This window comes from Bacillus sp. LQ16, assembly GCF_057784645.1.
The window spans coordinates 918,525-937,238 of the sequence record NZ_CM173491.1; the positions used below are offsets into that span (position 1 = coordinate 918,525).

The window sequence follows — 18,714 nt, forward strand, 5'->3', positions numbered from 1 at the left end:
CCACCTTATTATCTAGGTGGAAGTTTTTGTTTTTGTATTTGTGAGTGAATCATAGGAGAAGGAATATGTTCGGTGTTTGATGAAGTCCCTGATTTTATTTGAGACATTTTTTCTTTTGTATCACGTAAAGAATGTTCAGTTAAGTAGACGGCATATTCGTAAAATAATTGGCGCGTCATTTCACTTTGTTCTTTTAATTTTTCATCTTGGAATACAGTTCGCCCAGGTTTAGAGTTAGCTTCAAAGAGCCACGGATTTTCCTTTGTGTCTAAACCGATATCAAAACCGATTTCTCCAATATTTCCGGTTACTTGTTCATCGAGCGCGTAACTTATTTGTAAGGCAGTATGTTTTAATTTATTTTCAATTTGAACTTGTTTCGTTGAATCTGGAAAAAGCTCTTGTAGCAATTTTGTATCACCGCCGCTATTTACGTGCGTTGTTAAACTGCCTTTGCCGGCGATTTTGGCGACGATTGCACTAACTATCCAATTACCGAAATGGTTTTTATTTGTATGAATGCGGAAATCAACAGGTTGCCCATCGAAGCGAAGTAATGAAATACCTTGCTGTACGATAAACTTTTTTAAATCATGTCCTTTTAATACGTGGTTTAGAAGAGTTTCTAATGATTGATACTTTCTCAGTTTATTTTTTTCATTTTCGCGATAACGACAGTAGTAGCAATTCTCTGTTTGAGAATAAAATATTTGATGAATATTTCTACCAAAGCTCCCGTGTATTGGTTTCATGTACACAGATTTATACGTGCCAAGAAACCGTTCTACTTGTTCAAAATGCTGAAATGCTTCTGTGTTTGGTAATAAGGGTCTAATTGATTCGTCTTTCATAAGAAGTTGATGAACTTCCCATTTATTAAAAAAACCTGGGTTAAACCATGGGATAGAGTAGTCATGTTCTAACTTTCTTTTTGCTCTGACGATCGGTTTATAATTTTCTGCTTGTCGATTCGGTAATCGATCGTAAATGACATTTGGTAAAGGGACTTTTTTCTTTATCCATTGTTTCTCTTGAAAGAAATATCCTTCAATCGTTTCTTCTTCCCAGTTTATATGTTGAACGCCAAAGACGAATACGAACGGTCGTAATGAGAATGGTGGTGTTAACAACTCACTGAGAGCAATTGAACGATTTCCTAAAGGGTTAGAAGAATCATCGTTAAAGCCAGTTGTAAAAATGCCGATTAATGGTCCGAAAATAATTGTTTGGTTTTGTGTGAATGCATGAATAGTAGTGGATTGAGGTAGTAAAAGTTTTTCGGCAATATGTTTTCCGATAATAATTTCGCGAGTAAAGGAATAATGAATTTTCACCTCTTCACTTGCAATGTGACGTATACCGAAGGAGAGGGATGTAATAGGTGGCGTAATAGAAAAAACGTAAGGTAAAGTAATACTATTTGGATGTTCATCTGAAATGTTTAATGTATATATATGTTCTTTCAAAATAGGTTTACCTCCTTTCATTATGGTGTAAAGCGACTGAATTTAAGTGGTCCGTGAAATATCTTTTCAGCTAATGAATCACTATGACGAATGTATTGTTCGTAAGGGGGAATCGTGTTGACATACATAAGCCAAATTGCGCCTTTTTGATCCATAATTGTGGAAAGTTCTAGTTCAAATAACGAAGAATAAGACTGATCTAGTGTTTGGAATACTTCATTTATAATGTCGTGTAAAGCGTCTTGCAATAGTTGCACACCCGTACTAGATAGTACGTATTTAATTTTTGAAAATGAATGTAATGAATCATCGGCCGTTGCTGAGGGTAAAAGTTGATTAGGAAATGAGCTTTTTTGTATAAATTGACCGATAACAGTCCAAGTTTGTTCTTTGTTTTTTTGCAAAATGGTTCGAATGTGGAGTGGATATGTTAATTGATTTGGTGGTTGTAGCATAGTGTGCGCTATGTAACGGGATGAACGTATGTTAGATTTACACCAAGATATAAATTCGTCTGTCCGTTTTAATGGAAGAGAAGTATGGTATTTTTCATTTACTGTATCGATATGAAACGTTTTATTTTTGTAAGCAATTCGATATAAGTTATCCTTTGAATGTGTATTAGTGGGGCGTATAATAATATCTTTAGTTTTTAACAACAGTTTAAAAATGTTTTGTATCGTTGCCACTTCAAATTTTGGTATATAAGGAGACAGTTTTTTATTAGTGAGAAATAAATCATGTAGTTCACTTAAATTGATAAGTGTGTTATTTAAAAAGGTAGTGGAAGGACGATTGTGCAAAGAGTGAATAATTGATTTTGCTTTTTCAAAGTCTGTTTCCTCGTGAAAAGAATAACGATCATATATATAAGAAGGAATAGGGAATGTTTGCTCTTTCCATTTTCCTGTATCTGTATCGTAAATAAGACCAGAAATAAGGTCTGTTTTAGGATCAATACAAAATGGCGTAAACTGGGCAACGACATTATGATAAAGCCGAGCGCGTTTAGCGATTTCGGTGTAATACGTTTGTTCGTAATGAAGTTTAGAAGCTAAAAGACCGAGAACCAACGAAATCACTCCTTTACTACTATTTGCATAATAGGCGAAGCTATATATTGCAAATACGTTTTTATACCATTATACTTTTGTCCGTATGATGATATGCTATAGTTTTGGAGAAGTGAAAGGTTGATTGTAATGAATATATGGTTAAATATGCTAACGACGACAGGACTCGGAGCAATTATTGGGGGATATACGAATCATTTAGCGATAAAAATGTTATTTCGTCCTCATCGTCCTATTTATATCGGAAAGTTTCAAGTTCCATTTACACCAGGGTTAATTCCGAAGCGTCGTGATGAACTTGCTGTTCAATTAGGAAATATGGTTGTAGAACATTTGTTAACACCAGAAGGAATTGGAAAAAAGCTAACAAATGAAGAGTTTCAAAAAGGTTTAATTCACTGGGCGCAAGTGGAAGTGGATAAAGTAATTACGAATGAACAATCACTGCGACACATGTTAGAAAAATGGAATGTAGCGCATGTAGAAGAAGAAGCGACTCGAAAAATCGAACATGTTATTACAGAAAAAATTCATGCATTTTTAGCAGAGTATTATACATATACATGGGAACAGGCTTTACCTCATTCTGTAAATGAAAAAGTAGAGAATGCGATTCCGAATGTCTCGGCGTTTATTTTAGAGCGAGGAATTAGCTTTTTTGAAAGTGAAGAAGGGAAAGCACGTCTTTCAAAAATGATTGATGATTTCTTTGCTTCTCGCGGAACGCTACTTAACTTAGTCGGAATGTTTTTAGGAAATGTAAGTGTAGTGGATCGTGTGCAGCCAGAAGTTATTAAGTTTTTAGGTCAAGATGGTACAAAGCAGCTTTTAACTGACGTACTGCAAAAAGAGTGGGAAAAGTTAAAAGGAAGAGATGTAAAAGAATTAGAAGCATTTGTAGAGAAAGAAATGATTGTAAGCTCCGTGCTGTCAGCAGTTAAAGTAGAGGAAACAGTGAGTAAGTTTTTAAATCAATCTGTTCAGCAAGTATGTGAGCCGGTTCGAGAAACAATTATTGAAAAAGTGGTTCCAAGTGCAGTAAAGAAAGGCTTGAAGTGGGGAACAGAAAACGTAGAGAGTATACTAAATAATCTACACCTTGCGGAAATTGTCCAGCAAGAAGTGTCTACATTCTCAACAGAAAGATTAGAAGACTTAGTTCTGTCTATTACGAAAAACGAATTGAAAATGATTACGTATTTAGGAGCATTATTAGGTGGAATGATCGGACTCGTACAAGGATTGTTACTATTGTTTCTTAGATAATAAGGTGAGTACATAGAAATAAAAGTGAAATTTCTTCACATCTCTTGCATAGTTTGATATGGTAAGAAGAGGTGCGTATGTAAATGCACTGAAAAGGCAGTGCGTATGAAAAGCGCTAGCCTTCTAAAGGAGGAAAAATAAAATGACAAAGAACATTCATGATGTTGCATATGAATTACAAAAAGCAATCGCTGAAAACGAAGACTTCAAAACTTTAAAAGAGAGCTACGCAGCAGTTCAAGCTGACACAGCTTCAAAGAACTTATTCGATGAGTTCCGTACAATGCAACTTAGCCTACAACAAAAAATGATGCAAGGCCAAGAAATCACTGAAGAAGACAACCAACAAGCACAAGAAGTTGTAGCTCGCATTCAACAAGATGCTAAAATTACAAAATTAATGGAAACTGAGCAACGCCTAAACGTTGTAATCGGTGACGTTAACAAAATTATCATGAAGCCACTTGAAGAATTATATAGCGCGCAACAACAAGCGTAATAGTGGAAGACGCCCCTAGAGGGGGCGTCTTTTTTTGTTTTTTTATGGAACTCTGAATATAACTTTATACATGTAAAATACTCTATATATAACAGGTAGGATATTAATTCTTCGTTTGCGAGCATTTATATTGCGGTGAACCGTATTTGGTGATTAATAAAAGAGTAAAGTAGTAGAGAAGTTATATGCATAAAAAGTATATCGAGGGAATCCTCTTTCGGTAATCACCTATCTATTTCGTAAGGGCGCATTAGTATTTCGGTGAAATAATCGCAATTTTTACATATAATGTATTTACTAATAAGGAAATTAATAGAGATAAATGGAAGAGGTTAGAATAGATGGAGACCCTTATAGATTTAAATAGTTTTAAAACGGAAATATTAGCGAAACATGTACTTCATATGATGATAGAAAATGATTTCTTTTATCAAGGATCGCAATTGGTTGAAAATATTTGGGTAAATGACTCAACTATTTTTATAAATAATGTAAAGATACTTACAAAAGGTATTGAGATTTATAAGAAGAATAATGAATTTTATTTAACACATCACCCAGATAGTACGAAAGTAATATTATATTAATATATTATATAGGGTGAGAAAGTAGCTTATAATTTTTTTTACTTTGTGTTATAATTTTTTCCTAATCTCATGCCGATGAGTATATATTTTTATGGGGGGTTCTAATTTTTTAGAAGTGTATGTAATCTATTTACTTTTGAAAAATATAGAGCTATTTTTAATTTTTTGAGTGTAAGATAAATAATTCTATCTTTATTGAGGAATGAAAATAAAAAAAACTTTCCTTTTAAGAATATCAAGGGAGGGCAATGTATAATTTATTTACCTTTGAAAAAAATGCGGATTTATTTTTAATGTTGAAAGTATAAGTTGAATAATTCTATCTTTATTGAGGAATGAAAATCAAAAAATTTTAAAGAATACCTAGGTAGGGAAATATATAATTTATTTACCTTTGAAAAAAATGCGGATCTATTTTTAATGTTAAAAGTATAAGGTAAATAATTCTATTTTTATTGAGAATGAAAAGTAAAAAAATTTTCCTTCAATAATACCTAGGGGGGGCAATGTATATGGTTGTGTTTGCAAAAGGAGTTATGCAATGATAGCGAGAATGTGGAAATCTAAGTGGCAGTTGTTGATTCTATTATTTTCCCTTATAGTTAGTGGTTATTTAGCTAATTTAATAAAAGAATATCCTGAGATAGGTATATCTGTAAAATATGAATCTAACCAATATGTTATAAATGACTTATCAAAATATAGTTGGGCGGGAAAAAGAGATTTCCAAATAGGAGATATTATAGAAAAAATTGATGGCAAATCACCATCTCAACATTTTACAGTTGAATCGTATCATTCAATTGAACAAGCAAAAAAAATTACATTAGATAGGAACGGGGAAATAAAAGAGTATGAGATAAAATATACACCTTATAGCAAACAATTATTTTATCATTTTATCATTCCAGTTGGATTTTATATAGTATGTTTTTTGATGGCGTTATATCTTTTAATATTTGTTCCTGAAATGAATCGTAGTACCATTAATCTAGTATATTTTTTAATTTCTCTTGGATTAAATTTTATTAGCATTATGGCTGTTGAAAGAGAAGATATATTCTCTTTTATTATGGCTTCAATTTCATTAGTGTGTTCATTTACTTTCTTTATTCGATTCATGATGTTGTATTTCTTGCATAATGAAATAAAGTTTTTAATACCAAAACAATTAAAAGTTTTAAATGCAATATCAGTATTCCTTATTATAGTGAGTATTTTTGTATATATAGAACATAATGAATGGGCTAATTTGTTTACAGTCACTTTAAGTTTTATATTATTTTGTTTTACAGTATACCTTTTAGTAAGGTTTTATTTAAAAAGTAAAAATAGTAGTTACATTAAATATTTAAAAATTATTATTATTAGTTTTTTTGTATCGGCAACCCCATTTGTTTGTTTATATTTAATTCCAAATTTATATTATGGGGAAGAATTTATAAGCAGTGAAACAACGGGGATTTTCTTTTTATTTATCCCAGTGTGCTTATTTTATTTAGTAATTGCAGGGAAGTTGTTTGATTTTAGATTTATCGTTCAGCGACTACCGCATTATATTATTTTATCTGTAGGGATTAACATATTTTTGGCGGTACTAACTATGGTACTTTTTGAAGAGAGTGAGGCAGGTTTATTAGAGTGGATAAAATTTAGAATTATTGCTATTATTATTTGTATTTGTTTTTTATATATTAAGGATTATGTAGATTTTAAGTTGAGAAAAAGTTTATATCATCACCAAAAAAATTATCAATTCAGTTTGCATCGATTTTTACATCAAGCAAAAAATGAATACAAACTATCAAATTTAATTTATAGTATGCGAAGAGAGATAGCGGATATTTTAAAACTTGAAGAAACGTGCTGCGTAGAAATAAATAAAATTGAGAAGTCTGTCCGTATTTTGGATAGTGAATATGTTCCGCACCGGACGATAGAAACTTTATTTAATCATCAACTAGACACATACAAGGTTGGTTCTATCGTACAGTTAGAAAAACATTTTGGATTTGTTTTATCTACTTCAGCAGATAAAATGCTTATTTTATTGTGTAATTATAATGGAAAAGAGAATTTAAATGTAGATGAAGTAGTTTGGATTGAAACATTATGTAATTATGCGGATTTATTATTAGAGTGTTCTAATCAAATTGAAGACTTATTAAAGCAATTACAGGAGATAAAAAATTTAGAGCATCCACCAAAATGGTTGGCGAGACTTATGTTCAAACTATCGGAAAAAGAACGGACAAATCTTGCAAGTGATATACATGATGGAGTTTTGCAAGATCAAATACGTTTAACTAGAAAATTTGAGAGTTATAATGAACGTGTTAAAGATGAGGAAATGAAAGATATACTTAATGAAATACATGAAGAACTATTAGATCATATTTATACAATTCGTGAAACGTGTAATAATTTGAGGCCACCATTTTTATATGAGTTAGGCTTAAAACAAGCACTACTGAATTTATTTAAGCAGATTAATTTAAGAGCGACCTTTTTCTTCTATTATGATATTCCTGAAAGGATTGTTGTGCCTAGTATTGAACATGAACAAGCGATTTATCGAATTATACAAGAACTATTAAACAATGCAATGAAACATTCAAAAGCGACAAATGTAACGATAAGATTATTTCATAAAGATGATCACCTATATTTAACTTATGTAGATAATGGGATAGGTGTTGAATTAGATGAAGTAAACTATTCTTACAACACGTTAGGCTTGTCTGGAATTATCACTAGGATACAAAGTCTGAATGGAGAGATGTCTGTTGAATCGAAACCTAATCTCGGTTTGCAAATAATTATTAAATTTAAAGATAATTAGTTTTCGATGAATCATCAGATGATGGGATGATATTGTATGTAATGATATTGAAGGGGTGAGAATATGATTTCAGTACTTGTAGTAGATGATCATGTTGCAGTAGGATTAGGGACTAAAGCATTAATTGAAAGGTATGACGATATAAGGGCTGATGTTCTACATGATAGTGAAGAAGTAAGTGAATTTATACAAAATAAACAGTATGATGTATACTTAATTGATTTGCAAATGCCGAAAATAAATGGCATGGTGCTTTCTAAATATATACTCAATGTGCAACCAGAAGCAGCTATCCTTATCTTTACGGGATTTGATGTGTTTGCGCATTATAATTTATTAATAGATACTGGGGTTCTCGGTGTATTGAGTAAAACTTCTTCGGAGGAACAAGTGATAAATGCAATACGTCATGCAGTGAAAAAAGAAGTTGTTTTACCTTATCAATTAGTTAGGCAGTTGAGAATAACAGAAAATATATCAAATATAGGCATAGAAGATGGGTCTGAAAGGAAAGTATCTTTAAATAAAGAAGAGAAAAAAATCCTAGTTGAAGTAAGTAATGGGAAAACAAATAGAGAACTTGCAGAAATATTAAATCTAAGTCAAAGATCAGTAGAATATAAATTAACGGACATATTTCATAAGTTACAGGTGTCATCAAGGATGGAAGCAGTACAAAAGGCGCAAGAACTAGGCATTATTTATTCTTTAACGATATAAAGTAATTAGGTTTGGTTATATGTGTATAAGTGTAACTGGTTTATGGAAGAGATAGATTTAGCCCACTGATTAAAGTTTCGCTTTATATAAAACAAAATAAAGTTTATTTCGTTAGGCATAAGCTCAATATGATATTGGTTTATGCCTTTTTTATTTATGTAACATGAATGGGGATTCACATACGGTTTCACGCAAAAATAAATGCGCTATCCCGTGTGTACTTTTCGTTTATGTATTTCAAGAAAATGGTTAACATTATATGTAGAGTTGAAACCTTAGTTGTCTTATTTAATGGATATAGATTAAAAAAGATAAATTGAAGTATTTAATTATATGTGTTTTAGATACTTTAATGGATAAGGGAAGGAGGAAAATGAAGACATTGAATAAAAGAAAAAAAGTGGGGCGCATTTGTTTAGCAAGTGCAATTTTTTTTACACAAGTAAGTACAATAGATGCTTTAGCAAGTACAGCGTATGCAATTGAAGACAGTCAAAAGTTAAAGTTATTGTTACAAGCTGAAAAGAATAAAGTGCAAGTAGATGAAGAAATAGTATTAAAAATATTAGGATTAGAAAAAAATGGTGACAAAGTTGAGATTGTAGTGCCGGAAGGTATGCAATTTGATGAAGAGGCGACTAAAGTATTGAATGAACAAAATGGTTCATTTGAGGAAATTTTTTTAACAGAAAATTCGGTAATTAAAATCGAGAAAAAGTCACAAAGTAAAGTTTTCGGTATAGTACGTTTAGTGGTAAAAGGAAAGCAACCTGGGACTTATAATTTTGAGACGAAACTGAAGCAAGGGGATAAAGAATTAGATTCTACAATATCCTCAGTTGTACACGTTACTGAAAAAACTGTAATATCAGCAGGAAATACAGAAGATAAAATGTCTGACATCAGTCATCAGAGTGATGAAAAAGAAGAGAATGAAAAAAGTGTGGAAATCAATGAGATCCATAAAGAAGACACTAAGTCAAAAGAAGTAAGTGTTGAAAAGAATAAAGATGATGACCTGAAACAAAAAGAAACGACTCAAGAAAATGCTGGAAAAATCGTTGATTCAGAAAAAACAAATGTTGAAGCAATAGTGTCTAATGAAACAACGTCTGTGAAGCATTTAGAAGAGCGTTTAGAGAATCAGGAAGTAAAACATGCTGTAGTAAATGGTACAGTCGATGTTTATGATGACGCAATGTTAAGGGCTGCGTTAAGTGATAAAAATGTTTCAAAGATTAATATCACAGGTGATTTTACTGTAAAGCAATCAGGATTTGGTCATGTAACTTATCCAGTAAGACCGGATCTTATTATTGAAGGAAATGGTCATACAGTTGATTTTCGAGGCTTATGCGGTGATTTCAATGTTAATGCTACTAATAAGATGAACTTTACAATAAGGAATGTAAACATTCTTGGAAGTAATTATTATGGACCGTTTCGAATGATTGGAATTAAAGATACTGGAACTATGAGATATGAAAACATGACATATAAAGGGCCGCAGTTAACATGCTCTTATATTGCAGATGTTACATTTGCTGGAAAGCTTAACATTCAGTCGGTTCCAGAGTATACATCATTAGAAGGTCAAAAGATAGTAACGCAAGGTACAGACACACAGCAAAACGTTGAAGCAACAAATGTGAAATTCCTTGAAGGTACTCATTATATTGGAAGTACAAAAAAAGCAGCAGTATTTGCTTTGTATAATAACGGAACAGTAGATGTAGGTAAAGGTGCTGTTATTGATGTGACAGCAACTGATACATACGGAGAGAATCCAGAAGCAGTAATTGTTGCTCAAGGTAGCTTTTTTATACATGATGGTGCGAAAGTTAATGTTAATACTGCTTCAACAAGTAATCGTGGTGGAATCCGCCTTACTGGAACAAATAATGAGATAGTTGTTTCAAAGAACGCAGAATTAAATATTAATACAAAGGGTGTTTTAGGATACGAGGCCTTTTACATAGGACCAAGTGCGAGACTGAAAGTTGCAGATAGCGCGAAGTTGACTGTTAGATCAGAAAATACGGCAGGCTCCACAAAGGCTACTGTATATGCCGGAAATAATAGTTCTTTCATAATCGGTGAAAAATCAACGTTTGATGTACATTCTGATGGAACTGCATCAAAAAATCTTATTTATATTGGTACAAATGCAAAGTTCCAATTTGCAAATGCTGAAAGAGTAAACCTGGCATTAGATAATTCTCATGCATCAAGTAGGTTGATTTACATGTATGGTGTAGGTGGAGTATTAGATGTTGATGTACAGCGTGTAAAAGCTTGGAAAAATGGTGTATCAATTGAAGAAGGTAATCCTAGTTATATTTGGAATCCTATGTATGGAATGCAAATTAAATATAGTTATAGCGATGTTAGAGAAGCTTTAGGGAATTCATTAACTGAGAAAGTACAAAATGATTTCAGAGAAAACTTCCGAACACAAAATTTTAAAAGAGTACTATTTGAATATATTCCAGATGTAGCAGTATCTATTAACGAATTAACAGATAATCAGAAAAAAGATAATAGTCATATTGTCACAGGTGTTACAAATCCAGGTGCATTAGTACGTTTATCGGGAGATGATGCGATTCCAAGTCCAGCCATCGATTCTTCTGATGTAAATATTTCTGAAAAGTATCATGTAGTTGCTGATAGTGAAGGAAAATATTCATTTACTCTTCCTAAAGAGAAATATTTAACGGCTGGAAATATAGTAAAAGCTTTCTCATATTTAAATGGTAAATATGCTGAAGCAACAACAATTGTTAAGGACGAAACAGCTCCAGAAAAACCTATTCTTGAGGAACCAATTAAAGATATATCCGAAAAGTTTCAAGGGAAGGCTGAACCAAATTCAATTGTACATATTTATAGTGAAGATGGGCATGTACTAATTGGGACTGTAACAGCAGATGCTAACGGAGTATACACACTTGTAATACCGGAAGAGAACAGACCTTTAATTCCAGGAACTAAATATTATGCGACGGCTACAGATGCAGCAGGAAACGTAAGTGAGAAATCTGATCTTGTTAGCGTGAAAGATACAATGCCACCGACAGCTAGTCCGGTTACTCAAGTAATTAAAATTGGTGATGATTTATCGGATAATGCGAAAGATTATGTAACGAATGTAAATGATAATGCAGGTTCTTCAGATAGTAATCTTTCTTACAAAATTACGAAAAAACCAGATGTATCGAAAATAGGGTATGTTGAAGCTGAAGTTACAATAACGGATGCAGCTGGAAACGTAACGAAAGTGATCGTTCCTGTATTTGTAAAAGATGATCGGGTTATGATTGGAAATGAAGCTGCTCTGCAGGCGAGAGATTTTGTATCTGTTGTAGATGATGTGCCGGCGGATACGGAACAGTTAAAGCAGTTTATATTGAAAGAAGCAGAAGTGAAGGCGTGGGAATTTCCAGGCGGAGCTGGTGTTACGAATGAAGTTCAAATTGTAGATATAGGTGGTTTAACAAATCAAATCGGTGATTACACTGTAATTTTAAAAGTTAAAGATGTTGAAAGGAAGATTAAAGTAAGTGTAATTGGTGGGAATCTTGAGCTAGTTGATGTTCCACAAAGTATTTCGTTTGGTAATGTAAAAGTTCAATCGAGGGAGAAAATCTTTAATCGTAACAGTATGAAAGGAAAATTAATTGTTTCTGATAAACGTAAAGATAAGACTGAGTGGCAAGTTTATGTAAAGCAAACAAGCCCATTAATGAATACGGATAATGATATATTACCTGATTCGATTGTATATAGTACAAATGGCATTGATACCGTATTAAATGAACAGTCTTACTTAGTTACTACTCATACTTCAACGAATAACGAAGATGTTTCGTTTGATTGGAAGGATGACGAAGGGATTCGTTTACGAGTTACTTCAGGTCCAAATATAAAAGTAAATAAGAGCTATAAAGGTGAGCTTGAATGGACGTTAACAAATGCTCCAATTTAAAGTGAAATATCTAGAGGCTAGAATGTAGATATTAAATTTAGAAAGGAGATAGTGTAATGGTGAAGAAATACGTCCTATTACTAATGATACTAGTAGTGCCGGTGTTTCTCTTTTATGAAGAAGTATCGGCAAGTAGCATGAATTCAAAAGCAGGAATTACTTTTTCAAATAGTTATAATCCGTCAGAAATTGAGGATCCATTGATTCCAGATGGATCTAAAATAGTTATCAATATATCAGATGACCGGATTACTAATAAGGTATTGCCAAAAACAGGCGGACAAACCTCAATTATTTTGCAGTATGCAGGGGTTGGTTTATTGATGGTAGCCTGTATAGCATTATTTCAAACTAGGAAAATAGAAACAAAAGTTTCTATTAAATAAATTAATTTAGTGGAGGTAAATGATGAAATTAACAAAATTAGCATTAGCAGGAGCGGTATCACTTTCAGCGTTTGCAGGGGGAACACAAGCATTTGCAGAAGAAGCAGCCTCGATGAGGTCTGTAACGGATGTAATCTTTACAGAAAATGAAGGTATTACGGGACCTGTTGATCCAACGAACCCAGATGAAGTAGTTGAGCCGATTGAAGATCCAGAAAATCCAGACGATACACATGAGCCAGGAACCAATGGACCGTTAAGTATCGATTATGTATCTAATTTCCATTTCGGAAAACAATCGATTTCTGGTCATGATAAAGTTTACTATGCTGAGCTAGAAAATGTGAAAACAGAAAAAGGTCAAGAAAAGAAGGTGCCAAACTACGTACAGGTAACAGATAACCGTGGTACAAATGCAGGATGGAAACTGACGGTAAAACAAGATGAACAATTTGCAACTGCAGACGGTAAAAAGTTGGATGGTGCTGAGATTAAATTAATGAATTCAGTTGTAAACTCTGCAACAGATAAAAAATACGCGCCAACTGCAAAACCTGTAACGTTAAATCCAGACGGATCAGCACAAGATGTAACGAGTGCACAACAAGGTCAAGGTATGGGAACATGGACAACTGCATATGGTCAAGATATTGAACAAGCTAAAAAGAGTGTCAGTTTATCTGTACCAGGTGTATCAGAAAAGGTAAAAGATGCAAAGTATAAAACGACATTAACTTGGACTTTAGAGGATACACCGAATTAATTTCTGAAAATTAAAAATAAAAGAGATGTAAAAGGAGAACTAATATGAAATTTACAAAAGTAGCAGTAGCAGGAGCATTTGCATTAACAACATTAGCGGGAGGAACATCAGCTTTCGCAGAAAAAGATGGTGGAACGTTAAATTCAAAAGCGTTTATTCAATTTGAAAAAAATACAGATACGGTAGAGCCGATTAATCCAATCAATCCGGATGAAGTAGTAGAACCAATTGAAGATCCAGAAAATCCAGATGATACACATGAGCCAGGAACCAATGGACCGTTAAGTATCGACTATGTGTCTAACTTTAATTTTGACAAACAAAAAGCATCTGGTAATAACGAAGTGTACTATGCAAAATTAGATAATGTGAAAAATAAAAAAACAGGTGCTGAAAGTGAAGTTCCAAACTTTGTACAAGTAACAGATAACCGTGGTACAAATGCAGGGTGGAAATTAACAGTAAAGCAAAACGATCAATTTAAAACTGCAGATGCTAAAGAGTTAACGGGAGCTACTTTAACGCTGAAGAACGGTACGTTAAATTCTGCAGCTGGTAGTAAGGCACCAACAGCGGCACAAAATATTGCTTTAACTCCAGGTCAAGCTTTTGATGTTGCGACAGCCCAAGAAGAAGGTATGGGAACATGGACGAATTCGTTTGGTGAATCAGTAAAAGATGGCGAGCAGAGCGTTGAGTTAAGTGTACCGGGTAAAACGAAAAAAGAACAAGCTCAGTACACAACGTCTCTAACTTGGGAATTAAAAGACGCACCAATGTAATAGAAGCATTTAAGAGAAATAACGAAAGAGATAAAGCTGTTGTTCAGTCTTTATCTCTTTCGTTTGTATATTAAACTATGGAATATGTGAGGAATATAGTATGAAATATGTAAAGAAAATTATGAGTTGTTTATTGGCTGTAGCTATTTGTATAACTGTTTTTAATGTGAAAGTAGAAGCAGCTGAAATGAAATTTGCGGTAACGGCAGTTATTCCAGAAAATCAAGTGGATAAAAACCAAACGTATTTTGACTTGAAGATGGAGCCAGGACAAAAACAAACGCTGCAAGTACAAATGAAAAATGATACAGATAAAGAAGTAGAAGTCGAGACATATGCGAATACCGCAATTACAAATAATAATGGAATCACTGATTACAGTGTAGTGATTCCAGAGCTTGATTCTACATTAAAAACACCGTTTTCAAAAATTGCGAAAGTACAAAAGGAAACAAAAATTCCAGCGAAAAGTACAGTGATATTAAATGTGAATATTGAAATGCCTACAGAATCATATGATGGTGTTATTTTAGGTGGTTTATACTTTAAAGAAAAAGAAGATGAAGAGGATAAGAAAAAATCAGAAGGTGTGCAAATTAAAAATAAGTATGCCTATGCTATCGGTGTTGTATTAAGAGAAACGGATGCGGAAGTAAAACCAGATATGAAACTAAATGAAGTAAAACCAGGCCAAGTGAATGCGCGTAATGTAGTGACAGCGAATTTACAAAATATAAAACCAGGGATGTTAAAGAATTTAAGTGTTGATGCAAAGGTGTACACTGAAAAAGGTAAAGATATACTACATGAAACGAAAAAAGAAAATTTAAGAATGGCACCAAATTCTAACTTTGATTATGCAATTAGTTGGGACAATAAAGCTTTAGAGCCAGGAACATACCGTCTAGAAATGAAGGCAACGGATGGTGATCAGAAATGGGAGTGGACGAAGAAATTTACGATTGAAGGAAAAGAAGCACAGAAGTTAAATGATACAGCTGTAGAGGCCAAAAAGGATTATACTCTGTACTATATTATAGGTGGAATTTTATTACTTGTAGCATTACTAGTTTTAGTATTCTTACTAGGAAGACGCTCTAAGAAAAAAGGTGGCGAACAAGAATAGTAAACGATATATATTGATGATGTAAGTACTATTAAGAGAATAATAGCATGATACAAAACACTGTTAAGAAATAGTGTTTTGTATTTGTTTATAAAGTATTTGAAAGAAGGAGAATATTAGTCAGAATGGCCAATTTACAGATTCACAAGGTTGTGAATTAGCATGTACGAAAATTATGTTTCATAAATGAAGTGCCTTAAGAAATATATGAAAAGTGATATTTTGCAAATGTTAAATGATTTCGGATAATATATGGGGTGTGAAAGAGAAGGATATTTTATATAACAATATTATTATATGACGTTTAAAATATGTAATGCGTTATAAATGGGAAAAGAGGGTGATACAAGATGCGAATTGGAAAAAAGGTGATAATTGTTATGATAATAGCAATTATCAATATTTCTTCATTATTTTCTAATTTTAATGTACTAGCGGTTGAGGGTGTAAAAGAACCGCTTAATACGTTCCAAAATGATGATATTCACATTCAAGTAGAGGTATTAAATAATAAAGAAATGGCTTTAAAGTATACAGTTTCTAACATCGGTGAAAAAGAAATTCAAAATCTATCTTTGAAGCATATTAGTGAAGAAGAAAAGGGAATACACTTTATAAAACAATCATTTACGATTAATGGAAAGAAATTAATAGGTGATGCAGTAGATACGTTTTATAAAGAAGAAAAACTAGCAGATAGTAATATGTATGCTCGGAATATACAAGGACTACATATAAAAAATAAGGAAAGTATAGAGATTATAATAGGTGCGAAAGAGTTAAATAAAGAACAATCTCCGAAAGTGATTATTGAACAGAATGGTCAAGAGGTTGGTCATCTGTTTATACAAAATAAAGCATTTACAGAAGAGAAAGTAACAAAAGATGAAGAGAAACAAAAGAGTAGAGAAGAAGATAAAGAGAAAACAATAAAAGAAGAGAAGCAAGAGATTAGAGAAAAAGATAAAGAACAAACAGTAAAAGAAGAGAAGCAAGAGATTAGAGAAAAAGATAAAGAACAAATAGTAAAAGAAGAGAAACAAGAGGTTAAGGAAAAAAATAAAGAAAAGCTAGAAGTTGTGGAAGAAAAACCAGAAGAAAAAAAGCAAGATGAAAACCTTGTGTTTTCTAATTCAATTTCAGTTAAGCCAAATGGTGGATTCGATAAACCTATTTATGAAGACCGCCTAAAAGGAAACTTAGTACAAACTGGAAATATGACTTTAGGATTAGAGAAGGATCGATATACGAGAGGATCTATGGGAAGAAGAACAGATAAGTACATAGTGAATGTCGATAATGATAAGAGCACGTTTAACTCGTCAACTGGAGTACTTCCTTCAGTTCCTCAAAGTGGTAAGGTGAAAAAAGCGTATTTATTTTGGACGGCTGCTATGGGAGCAAAAGGGTATCTAGATGGAAGAAGCATAACGGATGTACAAATACAGCAGCCTGTAAAAATTAAATCGGAAAATGGAAGCTATAAAGATGTATTTCCTAACAGTATAAGGAAAGAAGTAGGTTTACCGTATATTGGATCTTATTTTGCAGGTTATAACGGAGATGCTTATGTTGCATATGCTGATGTGACAAATGAGATAGAAGATTATGATTTAAATAAACCGATTACGGTCGCTAATATTCCGCAACTTTCAAATACAAATGGTACGGGTTACTACTGGGGAAATTGGAATTTGATTGTTGTATACGAAAATCCAAAAGAAACAGTAAAAGACATGCAAGTTTGGGAAGGATTAATTACGCAAAAAGGTTATGATTGGACGCATATTAATATAAAAAATATCAATACGCCAAAAGAAGGAAACTTTAAAGCAAAATTTAGTTATTACGCTTCTAACGGTACGCCAGCAGAGAATGATGTGTATGGAAAAGATTATGCTACATATGACTTTGGAAAAGGTAAAGTTAATGTTAAAAATCATCTTGGAAATGCAGAAGATGCGAACGATGGTAGTATGACAGAAATACAAACAGATGGTACAAATGAATTAGTTACTAAAAAGTATAAGGGGTATAATCCAGACTGGACGAATTCATTTGCAACGGATATACATACGTATCATCTAGAAGGCCCGAATCAAATTGCGAATAACTTAAAGGATGGAAAAATTAGTTTTAAAGCATATAATGCGGCTGGAAATATTTATACGTTAAATAATGTTACCTTTGTTGCTGAATATGATTCTCCTAATTTAATCGTAACGAAAAAAATGTTGAATACAGAAGGCCAAGAAATTAATAGTGTTAAAGCCGGCCAAGAGTTTTTATATAGAATCGAGATTGAAAATGATGTATCAAACCCGTTGGCAAAAGCATTAAATGTACAAGGGTATGATAAGCTAAATAATTATTTAGAATATGTTCCAAATAGTATAACGCATGAGATTCATAATGGTGTAGAGAATAGAACTGATCAACAAAAGGATGATCAAGTAGATGTGATAGGTGGGAATGAAATAAAATATCGCATCGGTAAGGGAGCTAATGCAGAGCGTGGAGGAACTTTAGATGTGGGTGCAAAGGAGGCCATTATATTTAAAGTGAGAGTAAAGCCAGGTTCTAATATAATGGAAGTGAAAAATACAGCTTACGTATCCGGGAAGGATGTGTTAAATAACGCAATACATGTATCAGATAGTGTAACTGGCCATATTGTAGTTCCAGATATTCCAGCAGGTGATTTAAGGCTAGTTAGTGTACCAGATATGATAGCGTTTGGAGAATTAACGATTCCTTCTAAACCAACAATGTATTCTCCTTCGCAAATTAATGGGAAGCTTGTCGTACAGGATGATCGACCTGAAAAAAATGCGTGGAAGATATATGTTAAAGAGACAGAGCCGTTAACTTTGGACGGAAAAGAACAGCTAATTGGTGCCATGAGGTATGTAAAGGGCAGTCAACAATATACGTTAGGTGAAACGGCTGTAGAAGTGGCCGCGTCTATTTCAACGAATAACGAACCGACTGAAGTAGCTTGGAATGAAGAAAAGAATGGTATCCGATTATTTGTTGAGCCTAGTCCGCTTATTAAAGTTGGTATGGAATATAAAGGAAAGTTAGAGTGGGTGTTAGCAGATACGCCGATGTAATAAGTTGCGGTATTCACGCAAGAAAAAATGCGTGAATGCGAGAGAAATGTTCGGTGATGTAAATGGAAGAATATAGTATAGTTACATTAAAGGCAAAATAAAC

13 protein-coding genes are annotated in these 18,714 nt (G+C 33.0%); 11 read left to right on the forward strand and 2 right to left on the reverse strand.

Going from position 1 to position 18,714, the window contains the following annotated elements; all coding sequences use genetic code 11:
* Window positions 1-8 precede the first annotated feature (8 nt).
* Window positions 9-1,466 carry a YheC/YheD family endospore coat-associated protein gene (locus tag AC3EMB_RS04665; RefSeq protein WP_265938284.1) on the reverse strand — a complete coding sequence of 486 codons (1,458 nt, stop codon included), beginning with the start codon at window positions 1,464-1,466 and terminating at the stop codon, window positions 9-11.
* Window positions 1,467-1,486: 20 nt separating this feature from the next.
* Window positions 1,487-2,539 (reverse strand): YheC/YheD family endospore coat-associated protein, encoded by a 1,053-nt coding sequence (locus AC3EMB_RS04670; RefSeq protein WP_064532627.1) that lies wholly within the window; start codon window positions 2,537-2,539, stop codon window positions 1,487-1,489.
* A gap of 129 nt (window positions 2,540-2,668) precedes the next feature.
* Here AC3EMB_RS04670 and AC3EMB_RS04675 point away from each other — a divergent pair, with 129 nt between their 5' ends.
* From AC3EMB_RS04675 to AC3EMB_RS04725, 11 genes are all read left to right on the forward strand, one after another.
* Window positions 2,669-3,805 (forward strand): DUF445 domain-containing protein, encoded by a 1,137-nt coding sequence (locus AC3EMB_RS04675; RefSeq protein WP_002060818.1) that lies wholly within the window; start codon window positions 2,669-2,671, stop codon window positions 3,803-3,805.
* Between the two features lie 142 nt (window positions 3,806-3,947).
* The gene (locus AC3EMB_RS04680; protein ID WP_000164614.1) at window positions 3,948-4,304 is read left to right on the forward strand and encodes a YlbF/YmcA family competence regulator; all 357 of its coding nucleotides are present in this window, start codon (window positions 3,948-3,950) and stop codon (window positions 4,302-4,304) included.
* Window positions 4,305-4,645: 341 nt separating this feature from the next.
* The gene (locus AC3EMB_RS04685) at window positions 4,646-4,891 is read left to right on the forward strand and encodes a hypothetical protein (RefSeq protein WP_063220063.1); all 246 of its coding nucleotides are present in this window, start codon (window positions 4,646-4,648) and stop codon (window positions 4,889-4,891) included.
* Window positions 4,892-5,432: 541 nt separating this feature from the next.
* Window positions 5,433-7,733, forward strand: coding sequence for a sensor histidine kinase (locus tag AC3EMB_RS04690; RefSeq protein ID WP_488517511.1), 2,301 nt, complete (start codon window positions 5,433-5,435; stop codon window positions 7,731-7,733).
* Window positions 7,734-7,796: 63 nt separating this feature from the next.
* Window positions 7,797-8,453 (forward strand): response regulator transcription factor, encoded by a 657-nt coding sequence (locus tag AC3EMB_RS04695; RefSeq protein ID WP_488517512.1) that lies wholly within the window; start codon window positions 7,797-7,799, stop codon window positions 8,451-8,453.
* 373 nt (window positions 8,454-8,826) lie between these two features.
* Window positions 8,827-12,441, forward strand: coding sequence for a pectate lyase-like adhesive domain-containing protein (locus AC3EMB_RS04700; RefSeq protein ID WP_488517513.1), 3,615 nt, complete (start codon window positions 8,827-8,829; stop codon window positions 12,439-12,441).
* A 56-nt stretch (window positions 12,442-12,497) separates the two neighbouring features.
* Window positions 12,498-12,827 carry an LPXTG cell wall anchor domain-containing protein gene (locus AC3EMB_RS04705; protein WP_488517514.1) on the forward strand — a complete coding sequence of 110 codons (330 nt, stop codon included), beginning with the start codon at window positions 12,498-12,500 and terminating at the stop codon, window positions 12,825-12,827.
* A 22-nt stretch (window positions 12,828-12,849) separates the two neighbouring features.
* Entirely contained in the window at window positions 12,850-13,590 is a 741-nt protein-coding gene (locus AC3EMB_RS04710; RefSeq protein WP_488517515.1) for a WxL domain-containing protein, read from the forward strand.
* Between the two features lie 44 nt (window positions 13,591-13,634).
* A complete protein-coding gene (locus tag AC3EMB_RS04715) occupies window positions 13,635-14,372 on the forward strand; it encodes a WxL domain-containing protein (RefSeq protein WP_488517516.1) in 738 nt (245 codons plus the stop codon).
* A gap of 100 nt (window positions 14,373-14,472) precedes the next feature.
* Window positions 14,473-15,498 carry a WxLIP family cell surface protein gene (locus AC3EMB_RS04720; protein WP_488517517.1) on the forward strand — a complete coding sequence of 342 codons (1,026 nt, stop codon included), beginning with the start codon at window positions 14,473-14,475 and terminating at the stop codon, window positions 15,496-15,498.
* A gap of 350 nt (window positions 15,499-15,848) precedes the next feature.
* Window positions 15,849-18,611, forward strand: a complete 2,763-nt coding sequence (locus tag AC3EMB_RS04725; RefSeq protein WP_488517518.1) for a WxL domain-containing protein — start codon at window positions 15,849-15,851, stop codon at window positions 18,609-18,611.
* Window positions 18,612-18,714 lie beyond the last annotated feature (103 nt).